Origin of the sequence: Streptomyces sp. NPDC060232, from assembly GCF_042726555.1 — a bacterium.
In the GTDB taxonomy this organism is placed as follows: Bacteria; Actinomycetota; Actinomycetes; order Streptomycetales; family Streptomycetaceae; genus Streptomyces.
Genome location: NZ_JBHXAG010000009.1, coordinates 255677 through 272306, shown reverse-complemented (window position 1 = coordinate 272306; position 16630 = coordinate 255677). Strand labels below are relative to the sequence as shown.

Below are 16630 nucleotides of genomic sequence, written 5' to 3'. Positions count from 1 at the left end.
CAGGCCAGACCTATGCCTGGATCCCGCCCGGCAGGGCGAAGACCCGGGCCCGGGGGCCGCCCTCGGACTGCTACCCGCCGCGGGAGCGGAAGGGCAGCGCCCCAGCACACCGGCCCGCAGGCCAGACCTATGCCTGGATCCCGCCCGGCAGGGCGAAGACCCGGGCCCGGGGGCCGCCCTCGGACTGCTACCCGCCGCGGGAGCGGAAGGGCGGCGCCCCAGCAGACCGGCCCGCAGGCCAGACCTATGCCTGGATCCCGCCCGGCAGGGCGAAGACCCGGGCCCGGGGGCCGCCCTCGGACTGCTACCCGCCGCGGGAGCGGAAGGGCCGGGCCACAGGAACTCGGCGGCCAGCCGCCCCGCCGGGATGGGGCTCAGCCGGCGAGGAGGCGGCCCGTCAGGAGGCCGCGCAGGGTGTGGGTGGTGGCGAGGAGCCAGGTGGCCAGCAGGGCGAGGAAGAGGGCCGCGGCGAGCCAGGCGAGGGCGGTGAGGCCGGTGTGGCGGGCCAGGCCGACGGCGCCGGTAACGCAGGTGCCGACGGGGAAGGTCAGCGCCCACCAGGTCATCGCGAAGCCCATGCCGGCCCGGGCCGCCCGGACCAGCATGCACACGGCGAGAGCCAGCCACAGCAGGGCGAATCCCGTCACGGGCACCCCGTAGACGACCGCGAAGGCGCCGAGCGCGCCGGCGTAGGGGGCGCCGATGGCCTGGGGGGCCATGTCGGCGAGCTGGTTCACCGCGGTGGTGGACTGGCCGAGGGGGCCGAGGACCAGGAACAGGGTCGGAGTGAGGGCCAGGGGGAGGGGGCCGCCCACGATCAGTCGGCCGAAGATCAGGGGCAGCATCAGCAGGGTGGCGAGCAGGCTGATGCCGAACATGGCGTAGCAGGCGAGCAGCATGGCCTCGCGGGGCTGGCCGGGGGACAGGTGGGGTATCAGCAGCGGGCCGAGGGCGGCGGAGACCATGGGGGCGACGAGGGGGAGCAGCCAGACGGGGGTGGCCTGCTTCGGTTCGATCTTGTGGCGTACCACCATCAGGTAGGGCACGGCCACGGCCGCGACCAGGCCGATCGCGGTGCCTGCGGTGAAGAGCACGGCGTCCACGGCGACGGCGGCGCCGGTGCCGATGAGGTCCCTGCCGACGATGAGGGTGCCGCCGCCGACGGCCAGCAGTGCCATCGAGAGGCACCCGTAGAAGGGGGCGACGGCGGGGTCGAGGAGGTGGGCGCGGGCCTGGTCGCGGTGGTGGAGCCAGTGCCCGGCGCGGGCGGTGAGCAGGACGGCGAGGGCGACGGCGGACAGCGCCCAGACGAGCTGGCAGGCCACGCGCTGGCCGGGGAGCTGGTACGGGAGGGTCGCGCCGGCGTTGGCGACGATCGCGGTGCCCATGACGGAGGCGTACCAGTTCGGGCCGAGGTGTCGCAGCGTCGGTGCCTTGTGGGCGGTGGGCGCGGGTTCCGTGAGGGTGCGGGGTCGCACGAGGGTGGTGGCCATGGGTCCAGCGTCACGCCGGGGCGGAACGAGCGGCAGGGATCACCTTTCTATATGGCCATAAACTGATGTTATGGGCGATGAGAAGTGGGTTCCTCTGGCGCACCGCGTACCGGACCTGGGAGCGCTGGAGCTGCTGCTGGCGGTGGCCCGCGTCGGGAGCCTGAGCGGTGCCGCCCGGCGGCTGGGCATCACCCAGCCCGCGGCGAGCAGCCGCATCCGGGCGATGGAGACCCGGCTCGGTGTGGCGCTGGTGGACCGTTCCCCGCGGGGGTCGACGCTGACGGCCGAGGGCGCGCTGGTCACCGACTGGGCCCGGCGGGTGGTGGAGGCGGCGGAGGCCTTCGACGCCGGTGCGCAGGCGCTGCGGGGGCGGCGGGACTCGCGGCTGCGGGTGGCGGCCAGCATGACCATCGCGGAGTACCTGCTGCCGGGGTGGCTGATCGCGCTGCGCGGGCAGCGGCCGGACACGGCGGTGTCGCTGCACGCGGGCAATTCCGCGGTGGTCGTGCAGCGGGTGCTCACGCACGAGGCCGACCTCGGCTTCGTGGAGGGGCTGACGGTGCCCGAGGGGCTGGATTCGGCGGTGATCGCGCAGGACCGGCTCGTCGTGGCGGTGGCGCCGGTCCATCCGTGGGCGCGGCGCACGCGGGGTGTGCAGGCGGCGGAACTGGCGGCGACCCCGCTGATCCTGCGCGAGCGGGGATCGGGTACCCGGCAGGTACTGGACGCCGCGCTGGCCGGGCACGGCGGGCTGGCCGCGCCGCTGCTGGAGCTGGCGTCGACGACGGCGGTCAAGGCGGCCACGCTGGGCGGTGCGGGGCCGTGCGTGCTGTCGGAGCTGGCGGTCGTGGACGAGCTGGCTGCGCGTCGGCTGGTGGAGGTGCCGGTGTCCGGCGCCGGGCTCGGCCGGGCCCTGCGGGCCGTCTGGCCGGCGGGTGCCCGCCCGGCGGGCCCGGCCCGGGACCTGCTGTCCTTGACCCGGGGTACGCCTTAGCCGGCCTCTGTTCCCGGGGTGTGGGAACGGGCCTGGAGGGTCTTCGTCAGGAGCGAGCCCAGGACGATCAGGGCGGCCCCCAGCCACCACATGTTGTCGAAGATCAGCACGGCGATGCCGATCGGTACGAGCAGGCCCGCCAGCGGCACCAGGAAGCCTGCCCACCGTGTGGGCTCGGGAGGCAGGCCGGCGGCTTCGCGGCCCGCCCGGGCGCGGGCGACGTCCGGGTACCAGACGGTGAACTTCACCGCGGCGACGATCGCCAGGATCTGGATGATCCAGCCGGTCCAGATGTTGTTCGGGTTGTGCAGGACCAGGTCCCCGTACGCTCCCGCGGCGGCGGCCACCAGGAAGGCGATGCCCCACGACCCCGTGATCATGTAGTTGGTGCGCAGGAAGCCGCGGGTGTGCCAGAGGGACGGATCGACCTGCTCGCGGGCGTACTGGAGGGTGAACGGCATCCGCACGGCCATCGAGCCGAGGGCGATCACCGCCAGCGCGATGTTGGCCACCTCGCCGGCGTACGTCTCCAGCCAGCGCAGGGTTGCCTCGTCGACCAGGGCTCCGATGACGGCCATCGACGCGAAGAAGACCACGTCGGCCAGTTCGAGCAGCTTCCAGGTGCTGCCGCGGTCGACCAGGTGGCCGACGGCGATGAGGGTGACCGCGGCGGCCAGGGCCAGGCCGACGGCCAGCTCGAACCGTCCGGGGCCGACCAGCAGCGAGAAGATGATCCACGGCGCCATGCCCACGACCGGGTTGTCCAGGAACCCGGCCACCGGCCCCTTGGCCGTACGGTGCGCGTCGGTGCTCACCCATCCAGCGTGCGCGCCCGACGGCGGGAGAACCATGCGTGGTACCTCGCGCCCCACCGGCGCAGGGTACGGGGCCGGCCGTAGGGCCCCGGCGCCGGGGAAGGCGCCGGGGCCCTGCGGCCGGCGGTCGGTCAGGCCACCGGGATCGCGCTGCGGACGGCTGCGGCCTCGATCAGGGACGCCATCACCCGGGTGTCCTCGTCCCGCTCCGGGTGCCACTGCACGCCCAGCACCCAGCGCGCGGGGTCGGGCAGCTCGATGGCCTCCACCGTGCCGTCGAGCGCGTGCGCCGAGACGACCAGGCCGCGGCCCAGGCGCTCGACCGCCTGGTGGTGGTAGGTCGGGACCTGCGCCTCCTCGGGGACGAGGCCGGCGTACCGGGTGCCCGGGACTGGGCGGACCGGGTGCCATGACATGAGGCCCGGGGTGTCGACGTGCCCGTCGATGTGCTGGATCAGGGTGCCGCCCAGGGCCACGTTCAGCGCCTGCATCCCGCGGCAGATGCCGAGCACGGGTACGTCCGACGCCAGGGCGGCGTCGATCAGGGCCAGCTCCCACCGGTCGCGGACCGTCGCGGGGGCGCCCGTACGGGGGTCGCGCGCGGCGCCGTAGTGGACCGGGTCCACGTCGGGGCCGCCCGCGACGACCAGGCCGTCCACCCGGCTCAGCACCTCCGCCGCCGATCCGGGCTCGTCCGGGGGCAGCAGCACGGCCGCGCCGCCCGCCGCCTGGACGAGTTCGTGGTACCCGGTCGGTACGAGGGACGTCGGGAGGTCCCACACCCCGTAGCGGGTGGATTCCTCGACGTAGGTGGTGATGCCGATGAGCGGCCTGGGCACGTTCGATACCTCCGGAAGGGGCAGGGGCGGACGATGACAGGGTTTCAGTCGCGGGCCAGTTCCGCCTCGGCTTCCGCGAGGGCCGCGAACTCCTCCTCGGGGGCCGACGCCACGAGGTGGTGGCGGCTGTAGACCGCGAAGTAGGCCAGGGCGACGGCGTACACGGCCAGGGCGATGAATGCCGCGTCCCTGTCCACCAGGAAGGTGGCGACCAGGGCCGACAGGGCGAGTACGAAGGCCACCGAGGAGGTCAGGACCCCGCCCGGGGTGCGGTACGGGCGCTCCAGCTGCGGCTCCCGGCGGCGCAGCACGATGTGCGAGAGCGCCATCAGGGCGTAGGAGATGGTGGCGCCGAAGACGGCGATGTTGAGCATGCGGGCGCCGTTGCCGGTGGCCGCGGCCAGGGCGAAACCGATCGCGCCGGGGATGATCAGGCCCAGGTAGGGGGCCTTGCGCTGGGAGGTGAGCGAGAGGAAGCGCGGCAGGTAGCCGGCGCGCGAGAGGGCGAAGAGCTGGCGCGAGCCCGCGTAGATGAGTGAGAAGAAGGAGGCCACCAGGCCCGCCAGGCCGGCGTAGTTCACGAAGCGGCTCAGCGCGGTCGGGCCGCCGTCCCCCTCCAGGGCGACCACGAGGGGGTTGCCGGCCGTTCTGACGGCGTCGGCGCCCTGCGCGCCGGTCGCGGCGAAGAAGGTGATCAGGGCCAGCAGGGCGAGGATGCCCATGGAGATGGACAGCGCCTTCGGCATGGAGCGGACCGGGTCCTTCGCCTCCTCGGCCGCCAGCGGTACGCCCTCGACGCCGAGGAAGAACCACATGCCGAAGGGGAACGCGGCCCAGATGCCGAGCACGCCCAGCGGCAGCCAGGAGTTCGAGCCGAAGGCGCTCGCGTCGACCGGGATGTCGTTGAGGCCGTCGGCGCTGAACTCGGTGAAGGCGCCCACCGCGAAGATCAGTAGCGCGGCGACGGCGACGGCGGTCACGACGAGGCTGAAGCGGAGCGCCTCGCCGACGCCCCACAGGTGCACGCCGATGAAGACGACGAAGCAGCCGAGGTAGACGGGCCAGCTGGAGGTGAGGCCGAAGAGGCCCAGGGACTCCACGTAGTCGCCGATGAAGATGACGATCGCCGCCGGGGCGAGGATGTACTCGATGAGGATGGCCGTGCCGGTCAGGAAGCCGCCCCAGGGGCCCAGCGCCCGGCGGGCGAAACCGTAGCCGCCGCCCGCGGTCGGCAGGATGCTGGACAGCTCCGCGAGGGAGAACACCAGGCAGGCGTACATGGCGCCCATGAGGACGGTGGCGATGGCGAGGCCGCCGAAGCCGCCCTTGTCGAGGCCGACGTTCCAGCCGGAGAAGTCACCGGAGACGACGTAGGCGACCCCGAGCCCGGTCAGGAGCAGCCAGCCGGCGCTGCCGCGGCGCAGTGTGCGGCGCTCCAGGTAGTCGTCCGGGCCGTCGCCGCCGGCGGGTGACGTGGTGGGTGCGGGCTCGGCTGTCAGCCGTGCTTCGAGGTCGTCGGCCATCGTGCGCTCCTGCCTCAGGGCAATGGTTGTGGGGCGTACCTTTGCCGCAGGGGAGCGGAGCGCGCAAGACCTCTGCGTAAAACAGAAGTTACGAATACCTCTCGGGAGCCTTTCTTCTCCGGCGTCCCGCGCGCCTCAGGCGAGGAAGCCCCGCAGCAGCGCCGCCGTGCCGCAGCAGTGCTCGCGCATGGTCTCCCGCGCCCCCGCCGCGTCCCGTTCCAGGACCGCCTCGACCAGCGTGCTGTGCTGCTGCTGCGAGTGCTCCAGGTTGCGCACCAGCAGCGGGATGCAGTCGAGCAGGTCGTTGACGGTGGCCCGGACGGCCGCGTACTGGGCCGTCAGGGTGGCGGACCCGGCCAGTTCGCACAGGGCCAGGTGGAAGAGGGTGTCCTGGCGGCGGTAGTCGGCGAGCGGGGCGTCGTGGGTGGCCCCCAGCGCGGCGAGCAGCCGTTCGGTGCCCTCCTCGGTCAGCCCCTGGGATGCGCACAGCCCCGCCGCCCCCACCTCCAGGACCTCGCGGAAGCGCAGGACGTCCTCGATGTCCACGCCCGCCACCCGTCTGCGCAGCTCCTCCTCGGCGCCGCCGGCCGGGGTGTCGGGGCGGGGCAGTACGAACGTTCCGCCGTACCGGCCGCGCCGCGCCTCCACCAGGCCCTGGTCCTGCAGTACTTTCAGGACCTCGCGCAGGGTGACCCGGCTGATCCCCATCCGCTCCGCCAGCTCGCGCTCGGGCGGAAGCCGTTCGCCGCCGGGCACCAGCCCCAGGCGGACCACCTGGAGGATCTGCTGCAGCGCCTCCTCGAACCCGTTGCCCGCCCGCACCTGGCGCAGCACCGGATTCAGGCGCCGGGCGGCGTCGTCCTGGCTCGCCGTATCGGTCATCTCGGCTCCTCCCCTTCCCAAGCAATGGTTCTATTCAATACCTTAGGCCTCCTCGGCTCACCGAAGGAGAGAATCCCGTGGTAGACCGCAAGCCGCCGCTCGCGCCCGAGGAGCTCCGCGCCCTCGTCGCCAGCGGTGAGATCGACACAGTCGTCCTGGCCTTCCCCGACATGCAGGGGCGGCTCCAGGGCAAGCGGTTCGCCGCACAGTTCTTCCTGGACGAGGTCCTCGCGCACGGCACCGAGGGCTGCAACTACCTCCTGGCCGTCGACACCGACATGAACACCGTCGACGGCTACGAGATGTCCTCGTGGGAGCGGGGCTACGGCGACTTCGCCATGCACCCCGACCCCGCCACCCTGCGCCGCATCCCCTGGAACCCGGGCAGCGCCTTCATCCTCGCCGACCTGGCCTGGAACGACGCCACGCCCGTCGTGGCCGCACCCCGCCAGATCCTGCGCCGCCAGCTGGAACGCCTCGCCGAGCACGGCTACACCGCGATGGTCGGCACCGAGCTGGAGTTCATGGTCTTCCAGGACACCTACGAACAGGCCTGGAACGCGGGCTACCGCGGCCTGACCCCCGCCAACCAGTACAACATCGACTACTCGGTCCTCGGGACCGGCCGCATCGAACCCCTGCTGCGCCGCATCCGCAACGAGATGCAGGCCGCCGGCCTGACCGTCGAGTCGGCCAAGGGCGAGTGCAACCTCGGCCAGCACGAGATCGCCTTCCGCTACGACGAGGCGCTCACCACCTGCGACCAGCACTCCGTCTACAAGACCGGCGCCAAGGAGATCGCCGCCCAGGAAGGCGTCTCGCTCACCTTCATGGCCAAGTACGACGAGCGCGAGGGCAACTCCTGCCACATCCACCTCTCGCTCACCGACGCCGACGGACGCAACGCGATGGCCGGAGAGGGCCACGAGGAACACGGCATGTCACCCGTGATGCGCCACTTCCTGGCCGGCCAGCTCGCCGCGCTGCGCGACTTCTCCCTTCTCTACGCCCCGAACATCAACTCGTACAAGCGTTTCCGGCCGGGATCCTTCGCACCGACCGCCGTCGCCTGGGGCCTCGACAACCGCACCTGCGCCCTGCGCGTCGTCGGCCACGGCCGCTCCATGCGCTTCGAGAACCGCCTTCCCGGCGGCGACGTCAACCCCTACCTCGCCGTCGCCGGCCTGGTCGCGGCCGGGCTCTACGGCATCGAGAACCGCCTGGAGCTGCCGCCGGTCTGCACCGGCAACGCCTACACCGGCGACTACGCACACGTCCCCGCGACCCTGCGCGAGGCCGCCGAACTCTGGGAGAACAGCGAGATCGCCAAGGCCGCCTTCGGCCCCGAGGTCGTCGCCCACTACCGCAACATGGCCCGCGTGGAACTCGACGCCTACGACTCCGCGGTGACCGACTGGGAGCTGCGCCGCTCCTTCGAACGCCTGTAGCCACGCTCGCCACCGAACCGAAACTGTGAGGCACCACGTGTCCGATGCGCTGGCCCCTTTCCCCCTGAGAGTGCTGAATCCGGCCACCGAGGAACTCGTCGCCGTCGTCCCGGCCGCCACACGGGACGACGTCGACGCCGCCGTCGCCCGGGCGGCCGCGGCCCAGCGCGCCTGGGCGGCGGCCGCCCCCGCCGACCGGGCCCGCCTGCTGCGCCGCTTCGCCGCGGTCGTCGACGGGCACATCGAGGAACTGGCCCTGCTGGAGGTCCGCGAGGCCGGCCACACCATCGGCAACGCCCGCTGGGAAGCCGGCAACGTACGCGACCTCCTCGACTTCGCCGCCGGGGGAGTGGAACGGCTCTCCGGCCGCCAGATCCCCGTCGCCGGCGGCATCGACGTCACCTTCCTCGAACCCCTCGGCGTCATCGGCGTGATCGCCCCCTGGAACTTCCCCATGCCGATCGCCGCCTGGGGCCTGGCCCCGGCGCTCGCCGCAGGCAACGCCGTCATCCTCAAGCCCGCCGAGACCACCCCGCTGACCGCCCTGCGCCTCGCCGAACTCGCCCTTGAGGCCGGGATCCCCGAGCACCTCTTCCAGGTGCTCCCCGGACACGGGGACGTCGCCGGCGACGCACTCGTCGAACACCCCGGCGTCGCGAAGATCGTCTTCACCGGCTCCACGCGCGTCGGCAAGCAGATCATGGCCAAGTGCGCCGACCGGGTGAAGCGCGTCACCCTCGAACTCGGAGGCAAGAGCCCCAACATCGTCTTCGCCGACGCGGACCTGGAAGCCGCCGCGGCCGCCGCCCCCATGGCCTTCCTCGACAACACCGGCCAGGACTGCTGCGCCCGCACCCGCATCCTCGTACAGCGCTCCGCCTACGACCGCTTCCTCGACCTCGTCGCCCCCGGCATCGCGGCCGTCGCCGTGGGCGACCCGCTCGACGAGAAGACGCAAGTAGGTCCGCTGATCTCACGGGCCCAGCTGGACCGCGTACGGTCCTTCGTCACCGACGACCTCGCCGCCGTCCGCGGCACCGCCCCCGAAGGCCCCGGCTTCTGGTACCCGCCGACCCTCGTCACGGACGTCGCCCCCACCGCACCCGTCGCCACCGAGGAGGTCTTCGGCCCGGTCGCCGTCATCCTGCCCTTCGAGGACGAGGAGGACGCCGTACGCCTGGCCAACGCCACCGACTACGGCCTCTCCGGCTCCCTCTGGACCCGCGACATCGGCCGCGCGCTGCGCGTCTCGCGCGCCGTCGCCGCCGGCAACCTGTCCGTCAACTCCCACAGCAGCGTCCGCTACTGGACCCCCTTCGGCGGCTACAAGCAGTCCGGACTCGGCCGCGAGCTCGGACCCGACGCCCTCACCGCTTTCACCGAGACCAAGAACGTCTTCATCAGCACGGAGGCCTGAACCACATGTCGAACGAAGAGATCATCTGCCGCCGCCTGGTCGGCCGTACCGCCGTCATCACCGGAGCCGGCAGCGGCATCGGCCTCGCCACCGCCCGCCGGCTGGCCTCCGAAGGCGCCCACGTCGTCTGCGCGGACATCGACGAAACGGCCGGCAAGGCCGCGGCCGAGGAGGTCGCCGGCCTCTTCGTCAAGGTCGACGTCACCGACAAGGAAGACGTCGACGCCCTCTTCAAGACCGCCTTCGACACCTACGGCTCCGTCGACATCGCCTTCAACAACGCCGGCATCTCGCCCCCGGACGACGACTCCATCCTCACCACCGAGCTCGACGCCTGGCGCCGCGTCCAGGACGTCAACCTCACCTCCGTCTACCTCTGCTGCAAGGCCGCCCTGCCCTACATGCAGCGCCAGGGCCGCGGCTCCATCATCAACACCGCCTCCTTCGTCGCCGTCATGGGCGCCGCCACCTCCCAGATCTCCTACACCGCCTCCAAGGGCGGCGTCCTCGCCATGTCCCGCGAGCTCGGCGTGCAGTTCGCCCGCGAGGGCATCCGCGTCAACGCCCTGTGCCCCGGGCCCGTCAACACCCCGCTGCTCCAGGAGCTGTTCGCCAAGGACCCCGAGCGCGCCGCCCGCCGGCTCGTGCACATCCCGCTGGGCCGGTTCGCCGAGCCCACCGAGATCGCCGCCGCCGTCGCCTTCCTCGCCAGCGACGACTCGTCCTTCATCAACGCCACCGACTTCCTCGTCGACGGCGGCATCTCCGGCGCGTACGTCACCCCGCTGTAGCCACCGCACCCTCCCCCCCACCGGCCGGCCGGGCGTCGCACGACGCCCGGCCGTCACGTTCGGGGACGGGGTGGGGCGACCGCTCACCGAGGAGGACGCACCGGCACCCGCTAGAGGAAGGTACGGCCCTCGCCCCGGTAGGTCGGGACGCTCTCCGTGAGCCGATCGCCCTCGACGAGGTGCAGGGTGTCGAACCGCTCGCACAACTCGCCCGCCTTCGCATGGCGGAACCAGACCCGGTCGCCGATCAGCAGGTCGTCGGCCGGGCTTCCCAGCAGCGGCGTCTGCACCTCGCCCGCACCCTCCTGAGGGTCGTATCTCAGCCCCTGCGGCAGGTACGGGACCGGCAGCCGGTCCGGGCCGGCCGCCCCGGAGGCCGGATAGCCACCGCCGAGCACCGTCACCACGCCCACACCGGGCCTGCGCACCACCGGCTGCGCGAACAGCGCCGCCGGACGCCCGCTGAACGAGGTGTAGTTGTCGAAGAGCCGCGGCACGTACAGCCCCGACCCGGCGGCGATCTCCGTCACCGCGTCCTCGGCCGCGGTCTGCTGCACGCTGCCCGTACCGCCGCCGTTGACGAACTCCAGGTCCGGCACGACGGCCCGCACGGCCGCCACCACCTCGGCCCGCCGCGCCGCGAGCTCCCTGCGCGCCGCAGCCTGCATCAGCCGGATGGCCCGGGACCGCAGCGGGCGCCCCGCCAGCGCGTCCCCGACCCCGGCGACGTGCCCCTCGTACGCCATCAGCCCCACCATCCGGAACCCGGGCCGGGCGGCGACCGTACGGGCCAGGGCGGCCAGCTCCGCGGGCTCGCGCAGCGGCGAGCGGCGCGCCCCCACCCGGATCCGGCCGCCGAGCAACCGCAGGGAGGTGTCCAGCTCCAGGCAGACCCGGATCTCCTCGCCGCCGCCGTCACGGGCCCCGTCGATCAGGTCCAGCTGCGCGGGATCGTCCACCATCACGGTCACGGCAGCGGCCAGCTTGGCGTCGTTCGCCAGCTCGCCGAAACCGGCCCGGTCCGCGGACGGATACGCGAGGAGCACGTCCTCGAACCCGGAGCGGGCCAGCCAGAGCGACTCGGCGAGCGTGTACGACATGATCCCGGCGAACCCGGGCCGGGCCAGCACCCGTTCGAGCAGGGCGCGGCACCGGACCGACTTGCTGGCGACCCGCACCGGCTTGCCGCCGGCCCGGCGCACGAGATCGTCGGCGTTGGCGTCGACGGCCTTGAGATCCACGATGGCCAGCGGCGCGTCCAGGTGCGCGGTCGCCCGGTCGTACCGGGCGCGGTCGGCGGCGGAGTTCATGGGCGGCAGCTTGCCAGAGGTCTGTACCGGTGGGTAGGCCCCCGCCCCGATCCCCGATCCCCGGGCCCCGCCCCTCCCCCGGGGTCGAGGGACCGGTGCGCCTCACGGCCCGGGGCTCCGCCCCGGACCCCGCGCCTCGAACGCCGGCGGGGCTGGAAGGGAGTCGGGCGAGGCCGAGGGGGAGCCGGGGCGGGGGAGGGCGTGTGGCGTAGCTGAGGAGGCCGGGTGCGGTCGAGACCCGGCCCTCCGCCCCGCCCCCCCCCGCGCCTCGAACGCCGGCGGGGCTGGAAGGAGGCCCCGCCGGACCCGCCCCGCCAGGCCGCATCCGCGAACCCCGTAGAGTACGGGCAGGCAGCCGTACGGAAGCGGGGGGCGGAGCCGCCGGATGACCACGACGACACCGCGGACCACGATTCCGGGCGAGCCCGACCCCTGGTCCCCGCCGCCCCAGCCCGCACACGCCCCGCCCCGCCGCCACCCCGCCCGCGTCGCGGCCGCCACGCTCTGCCTCATCCTCGGCGGCGGCCTCGTCGGCGGAGCCGCCGTCACCACCTGGGCCGAACACCGTGCCGCGAACAGCCCCCTGCCCGCCGACGCCGCCTACCGCAAGGCCGGCTCGCTGTGGCGCGCCGCCCCCGTGGACAGCCTCCTCCCGCCCGTCCTCGCCGGCCCCTCGGCCGGCCCCGGCGGCGCCGACCGCACATGGACCCGTATCGCGCTCGCCCCCGACGCCGACTGCCCGGCCGCCCTCGCGACCGACTGGCAGGCACTGCTGACCCCCACCGGCTGCACCCGCGTACTCCGCGCCACCTATACCGACGCCACCCGCAGCTCCCTGATCGCCGTCGGCATGGTCTTCACCCCCGCCGACGAGCCCACCATGCGCTCGCTCGGCGGCCGGTTCACCGCCCCGCCCGCCTACGGATTCGCCGACAACCAGCGCGCCGCCTGGGCCACTTCGGTGCGCGCCGAGGCACCCGTCGTCGTCTACGCCGTCTCCGCCTTCGCCGACGGCCGCCCGCAGGACGCCCCCCGCCCCGCCGAGGACCTGGTGAAGAAGGACGCCACGGAAGCCGCCGCCCAGGCGGGCCTCGGCCACGAGGCCAAGGCGCTCGCCGACCGCCTCGGGGACGGCCTCGCGGCCCTCGCCGCCCCACCGGCCCCGGCAACGGCCCCGGCAACGGCCACAAGCACCGCACCAGCCACACCCGCCCCGAAGGCCGCACGATGACCTCCGCCCGAGCCCGCACCCACCTCAGTGCCCGCACCCACCTCAGTGCCCGCACCCTCCGCGGCTCAGCCGTACTCGCCGCCACCGCCCTGCTCGCATCGACCGCCGCCACCCCCGCCGCCGCCGACACCATCCGCGACCGCCAGTGGGGACTCCTGGCCCTGCGCGCCGAGGAGGCCTGGGGCACCACCCGCGGCGACGGCGTGACCGTCGCCGTCCTCGACACCGGCGTCGACGAGTCCCACCCCGACCTGTCCGGGCAGGTCCTCGCCGGCACCGACCTCATCGGCATGGGCGCCGGCCCCGGCGACCGCGCCTGGGCCCGCCACGGGACCGCCATGGCGAGCATCATCGCCGGGCACGGCCACGGCCCGAGCCGCAGCCAGGGCGTGCTCGGCATCGCCCCGCAGGCACGGATCCTGCCGGTGCGGGTGATCCTCGAAGAGGGCGACCCGGGCCGGGCCAAGGCCCGCGAGAGCAAGGGCGGCGCCCTGGCCGAAGGCATCCGCTGGGCGACGGACCACGGCGCAGACGTGATCAACCTGTCCCTCGGAGACGACAGCGACTCCGCCCACCACGAGGCGGGCGAGGACGAGGCCGTCCAGTACGCCCTCGCCAAGGGCGTGGTCGTCGTCGCCTCCGCGGGCAACGGCGGCGAGTCCGGCGACCGCCTCTCGTATCCCGCCGCCTATCCGGGGGTCATCGCCGTGACCGCGGTCGACCGCCGCGGCCGGAAGGCCAAGTTCTCCACGCGCAACTGGTACGCGACCGTGAGCGCCCCCGGCGTCGACGTCGTCATCGCCGACCCCGACCGCTCCTACTACGAGGGCTGGGGCACCAGCGCCGCCGCGGCCTTCGTCTCCGGCGCGGCGGCCCTTGTCAAGGCCGCGTACCCCGACCTCTCCCCGGCCCAGATCAAGAAGCTGCTGGAGGACACCGCCTCCGACTCCCCGGCCGGCGGCCGCGACGACGCCCGCGGACACGGAACGGTGGATCCCGCCGCCGCACTCCAGGTCGCGGAGGCGATGCGGGCGGAGGCCGCGGTGCCCGCTCCGGCCGCGGCCGCGAGCCGCTACTTCGGCCCGGGCCCCGAGCCGGTCCGCCGGCCCGAGCGGGGCGCCCGGCTCGGCGCCCCGGCCGCCGCGGTGGCCGGGGCGGGGCTGCTCGTCCTGGCCGCCGTACTGGCCCGGCGCCCGCGCCGGGGTCCCCGGGACCGCGACGCGTACCCGGCACAGTAGGCGCGTACCCGGCACAGTAGGGTCGGGTAACTGTGGCGAACATGGCGAACAAGAACATTCCCGACCCGGGCTTCTCCGACGACGACGGCTCCGCCGATCCCGAGCTGACCGCGGCCCTCGCCGCCTGGGCCGAGGACCGCACGCAGGAGCCGCGGGTCCTGGCGGCGCTGGGGGGCGCCCGGCTGCTGGTCCCGGTGGTCGCCGTGCTCGGTGAGGTGGAGACCGACCCCGAGACCGGCCTCAAGCGGGAGAAGACCAGCGACATGGCCGTCCCGACCCTGCGGGCGGGCGACCGGCTGGCCCTGCCCGCCTTCACCTCTACGGCCTCGCTCGCGCTCTGGGACCCGGCCGCCCGGCCGGTGGCCGTACCGCTGCACCAGGCGCTGGCGGCCGCCGCGCACGAGAAGGCCGACACGGTGGTGCTGGACCTGGCCGGCCCGGTCGCCTACCAGCTGACCGGCCCCGCGCTGCTCGCGCTCGCCGAGGGCCGCACGGACACCGACCCGCTGGCCGACCCCGCCGTACGGGAGGCCGTACGGGCGGTCGTGTCCGCCGAGCCCGACGTGCTCCGCGCCCACCTCGGGCCGGGCGGCGCGGACGCCGACGGGATCCTCGCGATCGTGCCGGCCGCCGGTGCCCAGGCCCCCGCCGCGGCCCGCCGGGTCGCGGAGGCCCTGGCGGCGGACACCACGCTGAGGGCCCGCCTGGTGCGGGGCCTGAACCTGGCACTGCTGCCGTCGGACGCCCCGTCCCCGCCCGGCGAGCCGCTCTTCACCCGCTGAACGACGCAGGAGGGGCGGGCCGTGACATCAGGCACGGCCCGCCCCTCCTGCGTGGTGTCCCGCAGCGGGGATCAGCCGAAGACGGGGCCGGTGAACTTCTCGCCCGGGCCCTGGCCCGGCTCGTCCGGGACGATCGAGGCCTCGCGGAAGGCCAGCTGGAGCGACTTCAGGCCGTCGCGCAGCGGGGCGGCGTGGAAGGAGCTGATCTCGGTGGCGCTCGCGGTGACCAGGCCGGCGAGGGCCGTGATCAGCTTGCGGGCCTCGTCGAGGTCCTTGTGCTCGGAGTCCGGCTTGTCCAGGCCCAGGTTGACCGCCGCGGCGCTCAGCAGGTGCACGGCCACCGTGGTGATCACCTCGACGGCGGGCACGTCCGCGATGTCGCGGGTCATGGCGTCGTAGTCGGGGGTGCCGTCGGCAGTGGTTTCGGTGGAGGTGGAGGGCGTCGCGTCAGTCATGCGGACCACGATATGCCGTGCGGCGGGCTTGCAACGCGGGTGCTAGTATGTACATCGACCGGCCGGATGCTGTGGTGTCCGGCCCACAAGTGGAGGCTCCGTTCTCCCACCTGACCGCCTTCCGGGGCGGCGGGTCACCGGTCAGGCGGCATCCATCGTTCCGTACGGACGATGGAAAGCCGCCCGAGTCTGCGCCCCGCGTCTTCGCATGCGGCGGTGCTCCGGTTGTCTTGGAGCCCCTGCCTGTGCCCGGCGGGGCTTTTTTCATTCTCCCGCTGTGGTCGGTCTGACGGAAATACACGTCAGCGGCTGTCTGCCAGGCAGTCGTGTGGTGCTACCGAGGAGGATCCATCAGCACCGAGCCCCGCATCAACGACCGGATTCGCGTTCCCGAGGTACGACTCGTCGGTCCCAGCGGCGAGCAGGTCGGCATCGTGCCGCTTGCCAAGGCGCTTGAGCTCGCGCAGGAGTACGACCTCGACCTGGTCGAGGTCGCGGCGTCCGCACGCCCGCCGGTCTGCAAGCTCATGGACTACGGCAAGTTCAAGTACGAGTCGGCCATGAAGGCCCGTGAGGCGCGCAAGAACCAGGCGCACACGGTCATCAAGGAAATGAAGCTCCGGCCGAAGATCGACCCGCACGACTATGACACCAAGAAGGGTCACGTCGTTCGGTTCCTCAAGCAGGGCGACAAGGTCAAGATCACGATCATGTTCCGCGGTCGCGAGCAGTCCAGGCCGGAACTCGGCTACCGACTGCTGCAGCGTCTCGCTTCGGACGTCGAGGAGCTCGGCTTCATCGAGTCGAACCCGAAGCAGGACGGCCGAAACATGATCATGGTCCTCGGTCCGCACAAGAAGAAGACCGAGGCGATGGCCGAAGCCCGCGAGGCGCAGGCCGCCCGCAAGGCCGAGCGCCAGGGTGCCGCCGCTGCCGACGAGGCGACTCCTTCCGAGGAGGCCGCCCCGGTCGAGGCGACGGACGCCAAGGATGCCGAGGTCACCGAGGCCGACGCCGGTGAGGCGAACGCCGAGGCCTGATTCCGAGGCACCTGTCTCGAATCACCTACACAACATGACGCTCCCACACGCCGGTCCGGACCGGACCGGCGAGGGAGCGCCACCGACGAGGAGATAACGGCGCCATGCCGAAGAACAAGACGCACAGCGGTACCAAGAAGCGCTTCAAGGTCACCGGCTCCGGCAAGGTGCTCCGCGAGCGCGCCGGCAAGCGCCACCTGCTCGAGCACAAGTCGTCCCGTGTCACCCGCCGCCTCACCGGCAACGCGGAGATGGCTCCCGGCGACGCCGCGAAGATCAAGAAGCTTCTCGGCATCTGACATCCTCCGCTCCCCCTGCCGGGAGCGGATGCATGTCGAGACCGGGACCCCATCGAATTTCCGGGTCGTGTGA

General features: G+C 73.3%; 16 protein-coding genes. 9 read left to right on the top strand and 7 right to left on the bottom strand.

Going from position 1 to position 16630, the window contains the following annotated elements:
- Window positions 1-374: 374 nt before the first annotated feature.
- Window positions 375-1493: a TDT family transporter gene (locus ACFWFZ_RS16300; RefSeq protein ID WP_387122668.1), complete on the bottom strand. Its 1119-nt coding sequence runs from the start codon at window positions 1491-1493 to the stop codon at window positions 375-377.
- 70 nt (window positions 1494-1563) lie between these two features.
- On the opposite strand from ACFWFZ_RS16300, the gene ACFWFZ_RS16295 reads away from it, so the two are divergent.
- The gene (locus tag ACFWFZ_RS16295) at window positions 1564-2487 is read left to right on the top strand and encodes a LysR family transcriptional regulator (RefSeq protein WP_387122665.1); all 924 of its coding nucleotides are present in this window, start codon (window positions 1564-1566) and stop codon (window positions 2485-2487) included.
- Here ACFWFZ_RS16295 and ACFWFZ_RS16290 read toward each other — a convergent pair.
- The 4 genes from ACFWFZ_RS16290 to ACFWFZ_RS16275 form a co-directional block, all read right to left on the bottom strand.
- Window positions 2484-3302: a hypothetical protein gene (locus ACFWFZ_RS16290; RefSeq protein WP_387122662.1), complete on the bottom strand. Its 819-nt coding sequence runs from the start codon at window positions 3300-3302 to the stop codon at window positions 2484-2486. The two genes, ACFWFZ_RS16295 and ACFWFZ_RS16290, sit on opposite strands and share 4 nt — an antisense overlap.
- A 131-nt stretch (window positions 3303-3433) precedes the next feature.
- On the bottom strand, window positions 3434-4141 hold the full coding sequence (locus tag ACFWFZ_RS16285; RefSeq protein ID WP_387122659.1) for a gamma-glutamyl-gamma-aminobutyrate hydrolase family protein: 708 nt from the start codon (window positions 4139-4141) through the stop codon (window positions 3434-3436).
- A gap of 44 nt (window positions 4142-4185) precedes the next feature.
- Window positions 4186-5664 carry an ethanolamine permease gene (eat, locus tag ACFWFZ_RS16280; protein WP_387122656.1) on the bottom strand — a complete coding sequence of 493 codons (1479 nt, stop codon included), beginning with the start codon at window positions 5662-5664 and terminating at the stop codon, window positions 4186-4188.
- Between the two features lie 135 nt (window positions 5665-5799).
- On the bottom strand, window positions 5800-6546 hold the full coding sequence (locus ACFWFZ_RS16275) for a FadR/GntR family transcriptional regulator (protein ID WP_387122653.1): 747 nt from the start codon (window positions 6544-6546) through the stop codon (window positions 5800-5802).
- A 77-nt stretch (window positions 6547-6623) separates the two neighbouring features.
- Between ACFWFZ_RS16275 and ACFWFZ_RS16270 the strand changes: the two genes are divergently transcribed.
- The 3 genes from ACFWFZ_RS16270 (at window position 6624) to ACFWFZ_RS16260 (ending at window position 10202) form a co-directional block, all read left to right on the top strand.
- Entirely contained in the window at window positions 6624-7994 is a 1371-nt protein-coding gene (locus tag ACFWFZ_RS16270) for a glutamine synthetase family protein (RefSeq protein ID WP_387122651.1), read from the top strand.
- Between the two features lie 70 nt (window positions 7995-8064).
- Entirely contained in the window at window positions 8065-9411 is a 1347-nt protein-coding gene (locus tag ACFWFZ_RS16265; protein ID WP_387122648.1) for an aldehyde dehydrogenase family protein, read from the top strand.
- 5 nt (window positions 9412-9416) lie between these two features.
- Window positions 9417-10202, top strand: a complete 786-nt coding sequence (locus ACFWFZ_RS16260) for a 3-oxoacyl-ACP reductase (protein WP_387122645.1) — start codon at window positions 9417-9419, stop codon at window positions 10200-10202.
- Window positions 10203-10312: 110 nt separating this feature from the next.
- Here the strand turns inward: ACFWFZ_RS16260 and ACFWFZ_RS16255 are convergent, their stop codons facing one another.
- Window positions 10313-11512 carry an amino acid deaminase/aldolase gene (locus ACFWFZ_RS16255; RefSeq protein ID WP_387122642.1) on the bottom strand — a complete coding sequence of 400 codons (1200 nt, stop codon included), beginning with the start codon at window positions 11510-11512 and terminating at the stop codon, window positions 10313-10315.
- A gap of 385 nt (window positions 11513-11897) precedes the next feature.
- On the opposite strand from ACFWFZ_RS16255, the gene ACFWFZ_RS16250 reads away from it, so the two are divergent.
- Genes ACFWFZ_RS16250 through ACFWFZ_RS16240 form a run of 3 tightly spaced genes read left to right on the top strand, consistent with a single transcriptional unit; the run spans window position 11898 to window position 14763 of the window.
- Entirely contained in the window at window positions 11898-12743 is an 846-nt protein-coding gene (locus ACFWFZ_RS16250; RefSeq protein WP_387122639.1) for a hypothetical protein, read from the top strand.
- The gene (mycP, locus tag ACFWFZ_RS16245; RefSeq protein ID WP_387122636.1) at window positions 12740-13981 is read left to right on the top strand and encodes a type VII secretion-associated serine protease mycosin; all 1242 of its coding nucleotides are present in this window, start codon (window positions 12740-12742) and stop codon (window positions 13979-13981) included. The genes ACFWFZ_RS16250 and mycP overlap by 4 nt, the downstream gene beginning before the upstream one ends.
- A gap of 41 nt (window positions 13982-14022) precedes the next feature.
- Window positions 14023-14763 carry an SseB family protein gene (locus ACFWFZ_RS16240; protein ID WP_387122633.1) on the top strand — a complete coding sequence of 247 codons (741 nt, stop codon included), beginning with the start codon at window positions 14023-14025 and terminating at the stop codon, window positions 14761-14763.
- Between the two features lie 71 nt (window positions 14764-14834).
- Here the strand turns inward: ACFWFZ_RS16240 and ACFWFZ_RS16235 are convergent, their stop codons facing one another.
- Entirely contained in the window at window positions 14835-15218 is a 384-nt protein-coding gene (locus ACFWFZ_RS16235; protein WP_356813809.1) for a DUF1844 domain-containing protein, read from the bottom strand.
- A gap of 326 nt (window positions 15219-15544) precedes the next feature.
- On the opposite strand from ACFWFZ_RS16235, the gene infC reads away from it, so the two are divergent.
- Window positions 15545-16258: a translation initiation factor IF-3 gene (gene infC, locus ACFWFZ_RS16230; protein WP_387122629.1), complete on the top strand. Its 714-nt coding sequence runs from the start codon at window positions 15545-15547 to the stop codon at window positions 16256-16258.
- Window positions 16259-16362: 104 nt separating this feature from the next.
- Entirely contained in the window at window positions 16363-16557 is a 195-nt protein-coding gene (rpmI, locus tag ACFWFZ_RS16225) for a 50S ribosomal protein L35 (RefSeq protein ID WP_030012385.1), read from the top strand.
- Window positions 16558-16630 lie beyond the last annotated feature (73 nt).

Coding starts and splice junctions, on each gene's coding strand:
- ACFWFZ_RS16300 (WP_387122668.1), bottom strand. CDS start 1,493: ATGGCCACCACCCTCGTGCGACCCCGCACCCTCACGGAACCCGCGCCC.
- ACFWFZ_RS16295 (WP_387122665.1), top strand. CDS start 1,564: ATGGGCGATGAGAAGTGGGTTCCTCTGGCGCACCGCGTACCGGACCTG.
- eat (WP_387122656.1), bottom strand. CDS start 5,664: ATGGCCGACGACCTCGAAGCACGGCTGACAGCCGAGCCCGCACCCACC.
- ACFWFZ_RS16275 (WP_387122653.1), bottom strand. CDS start 6,546: ATGACCGATACGGCGAGCCAGGACGACGCCGCCCGGCGCCTGAATCCG.
- ACFWFZ_RS16260 (WP_387122645.1), top strand. CDS start 9,417: ATGTCGAACGAAGAGATCATCTGCCGCCGCCTGGTCGGCCGTACCGCC.
- ACFWFZ_RS16255 (WP_387122642.1), bottom strand. CDS start 11,512: ATGAACTCCGCCGCCGACCGCGCCCGGTACGACCGGGCGACCGCGCAC.
- ACFWFZ_RS16250 (WP_387122639.1), top strand. CDS start 11,898: ATGACCACGACGACACCGCGGACCACGATTCCGGGCGAGCCCGACCCC.
- mycP (WP_387122636.1), top strand. CDS start 12,740: ATGACCTCCGCCCGAGCCCGCACCCACCTCAGTGCCCGCACCCACCTC.
- ACFWFZ_RS16240 (WP_387122633.1), top strand. CDS start 14,023: ATGGCGAACAAGAACATTCCCGACCCGGGCTTCTCCGACGACGACGGC.
- ACFWFZ_RS16235 (WP_356813809.1), bottom strand. CDS start 15,218: ATGACTGACGCGACGCCCTCCACCTCCACCGAAACCACTGCCGACGGC.
- rpmI (WP_030012385.1), top strand. CDS start 16,363: ATGCCGAAGAACAAGACGCACAGCGGTACCAAGAAGCGCTTCAAGGTC.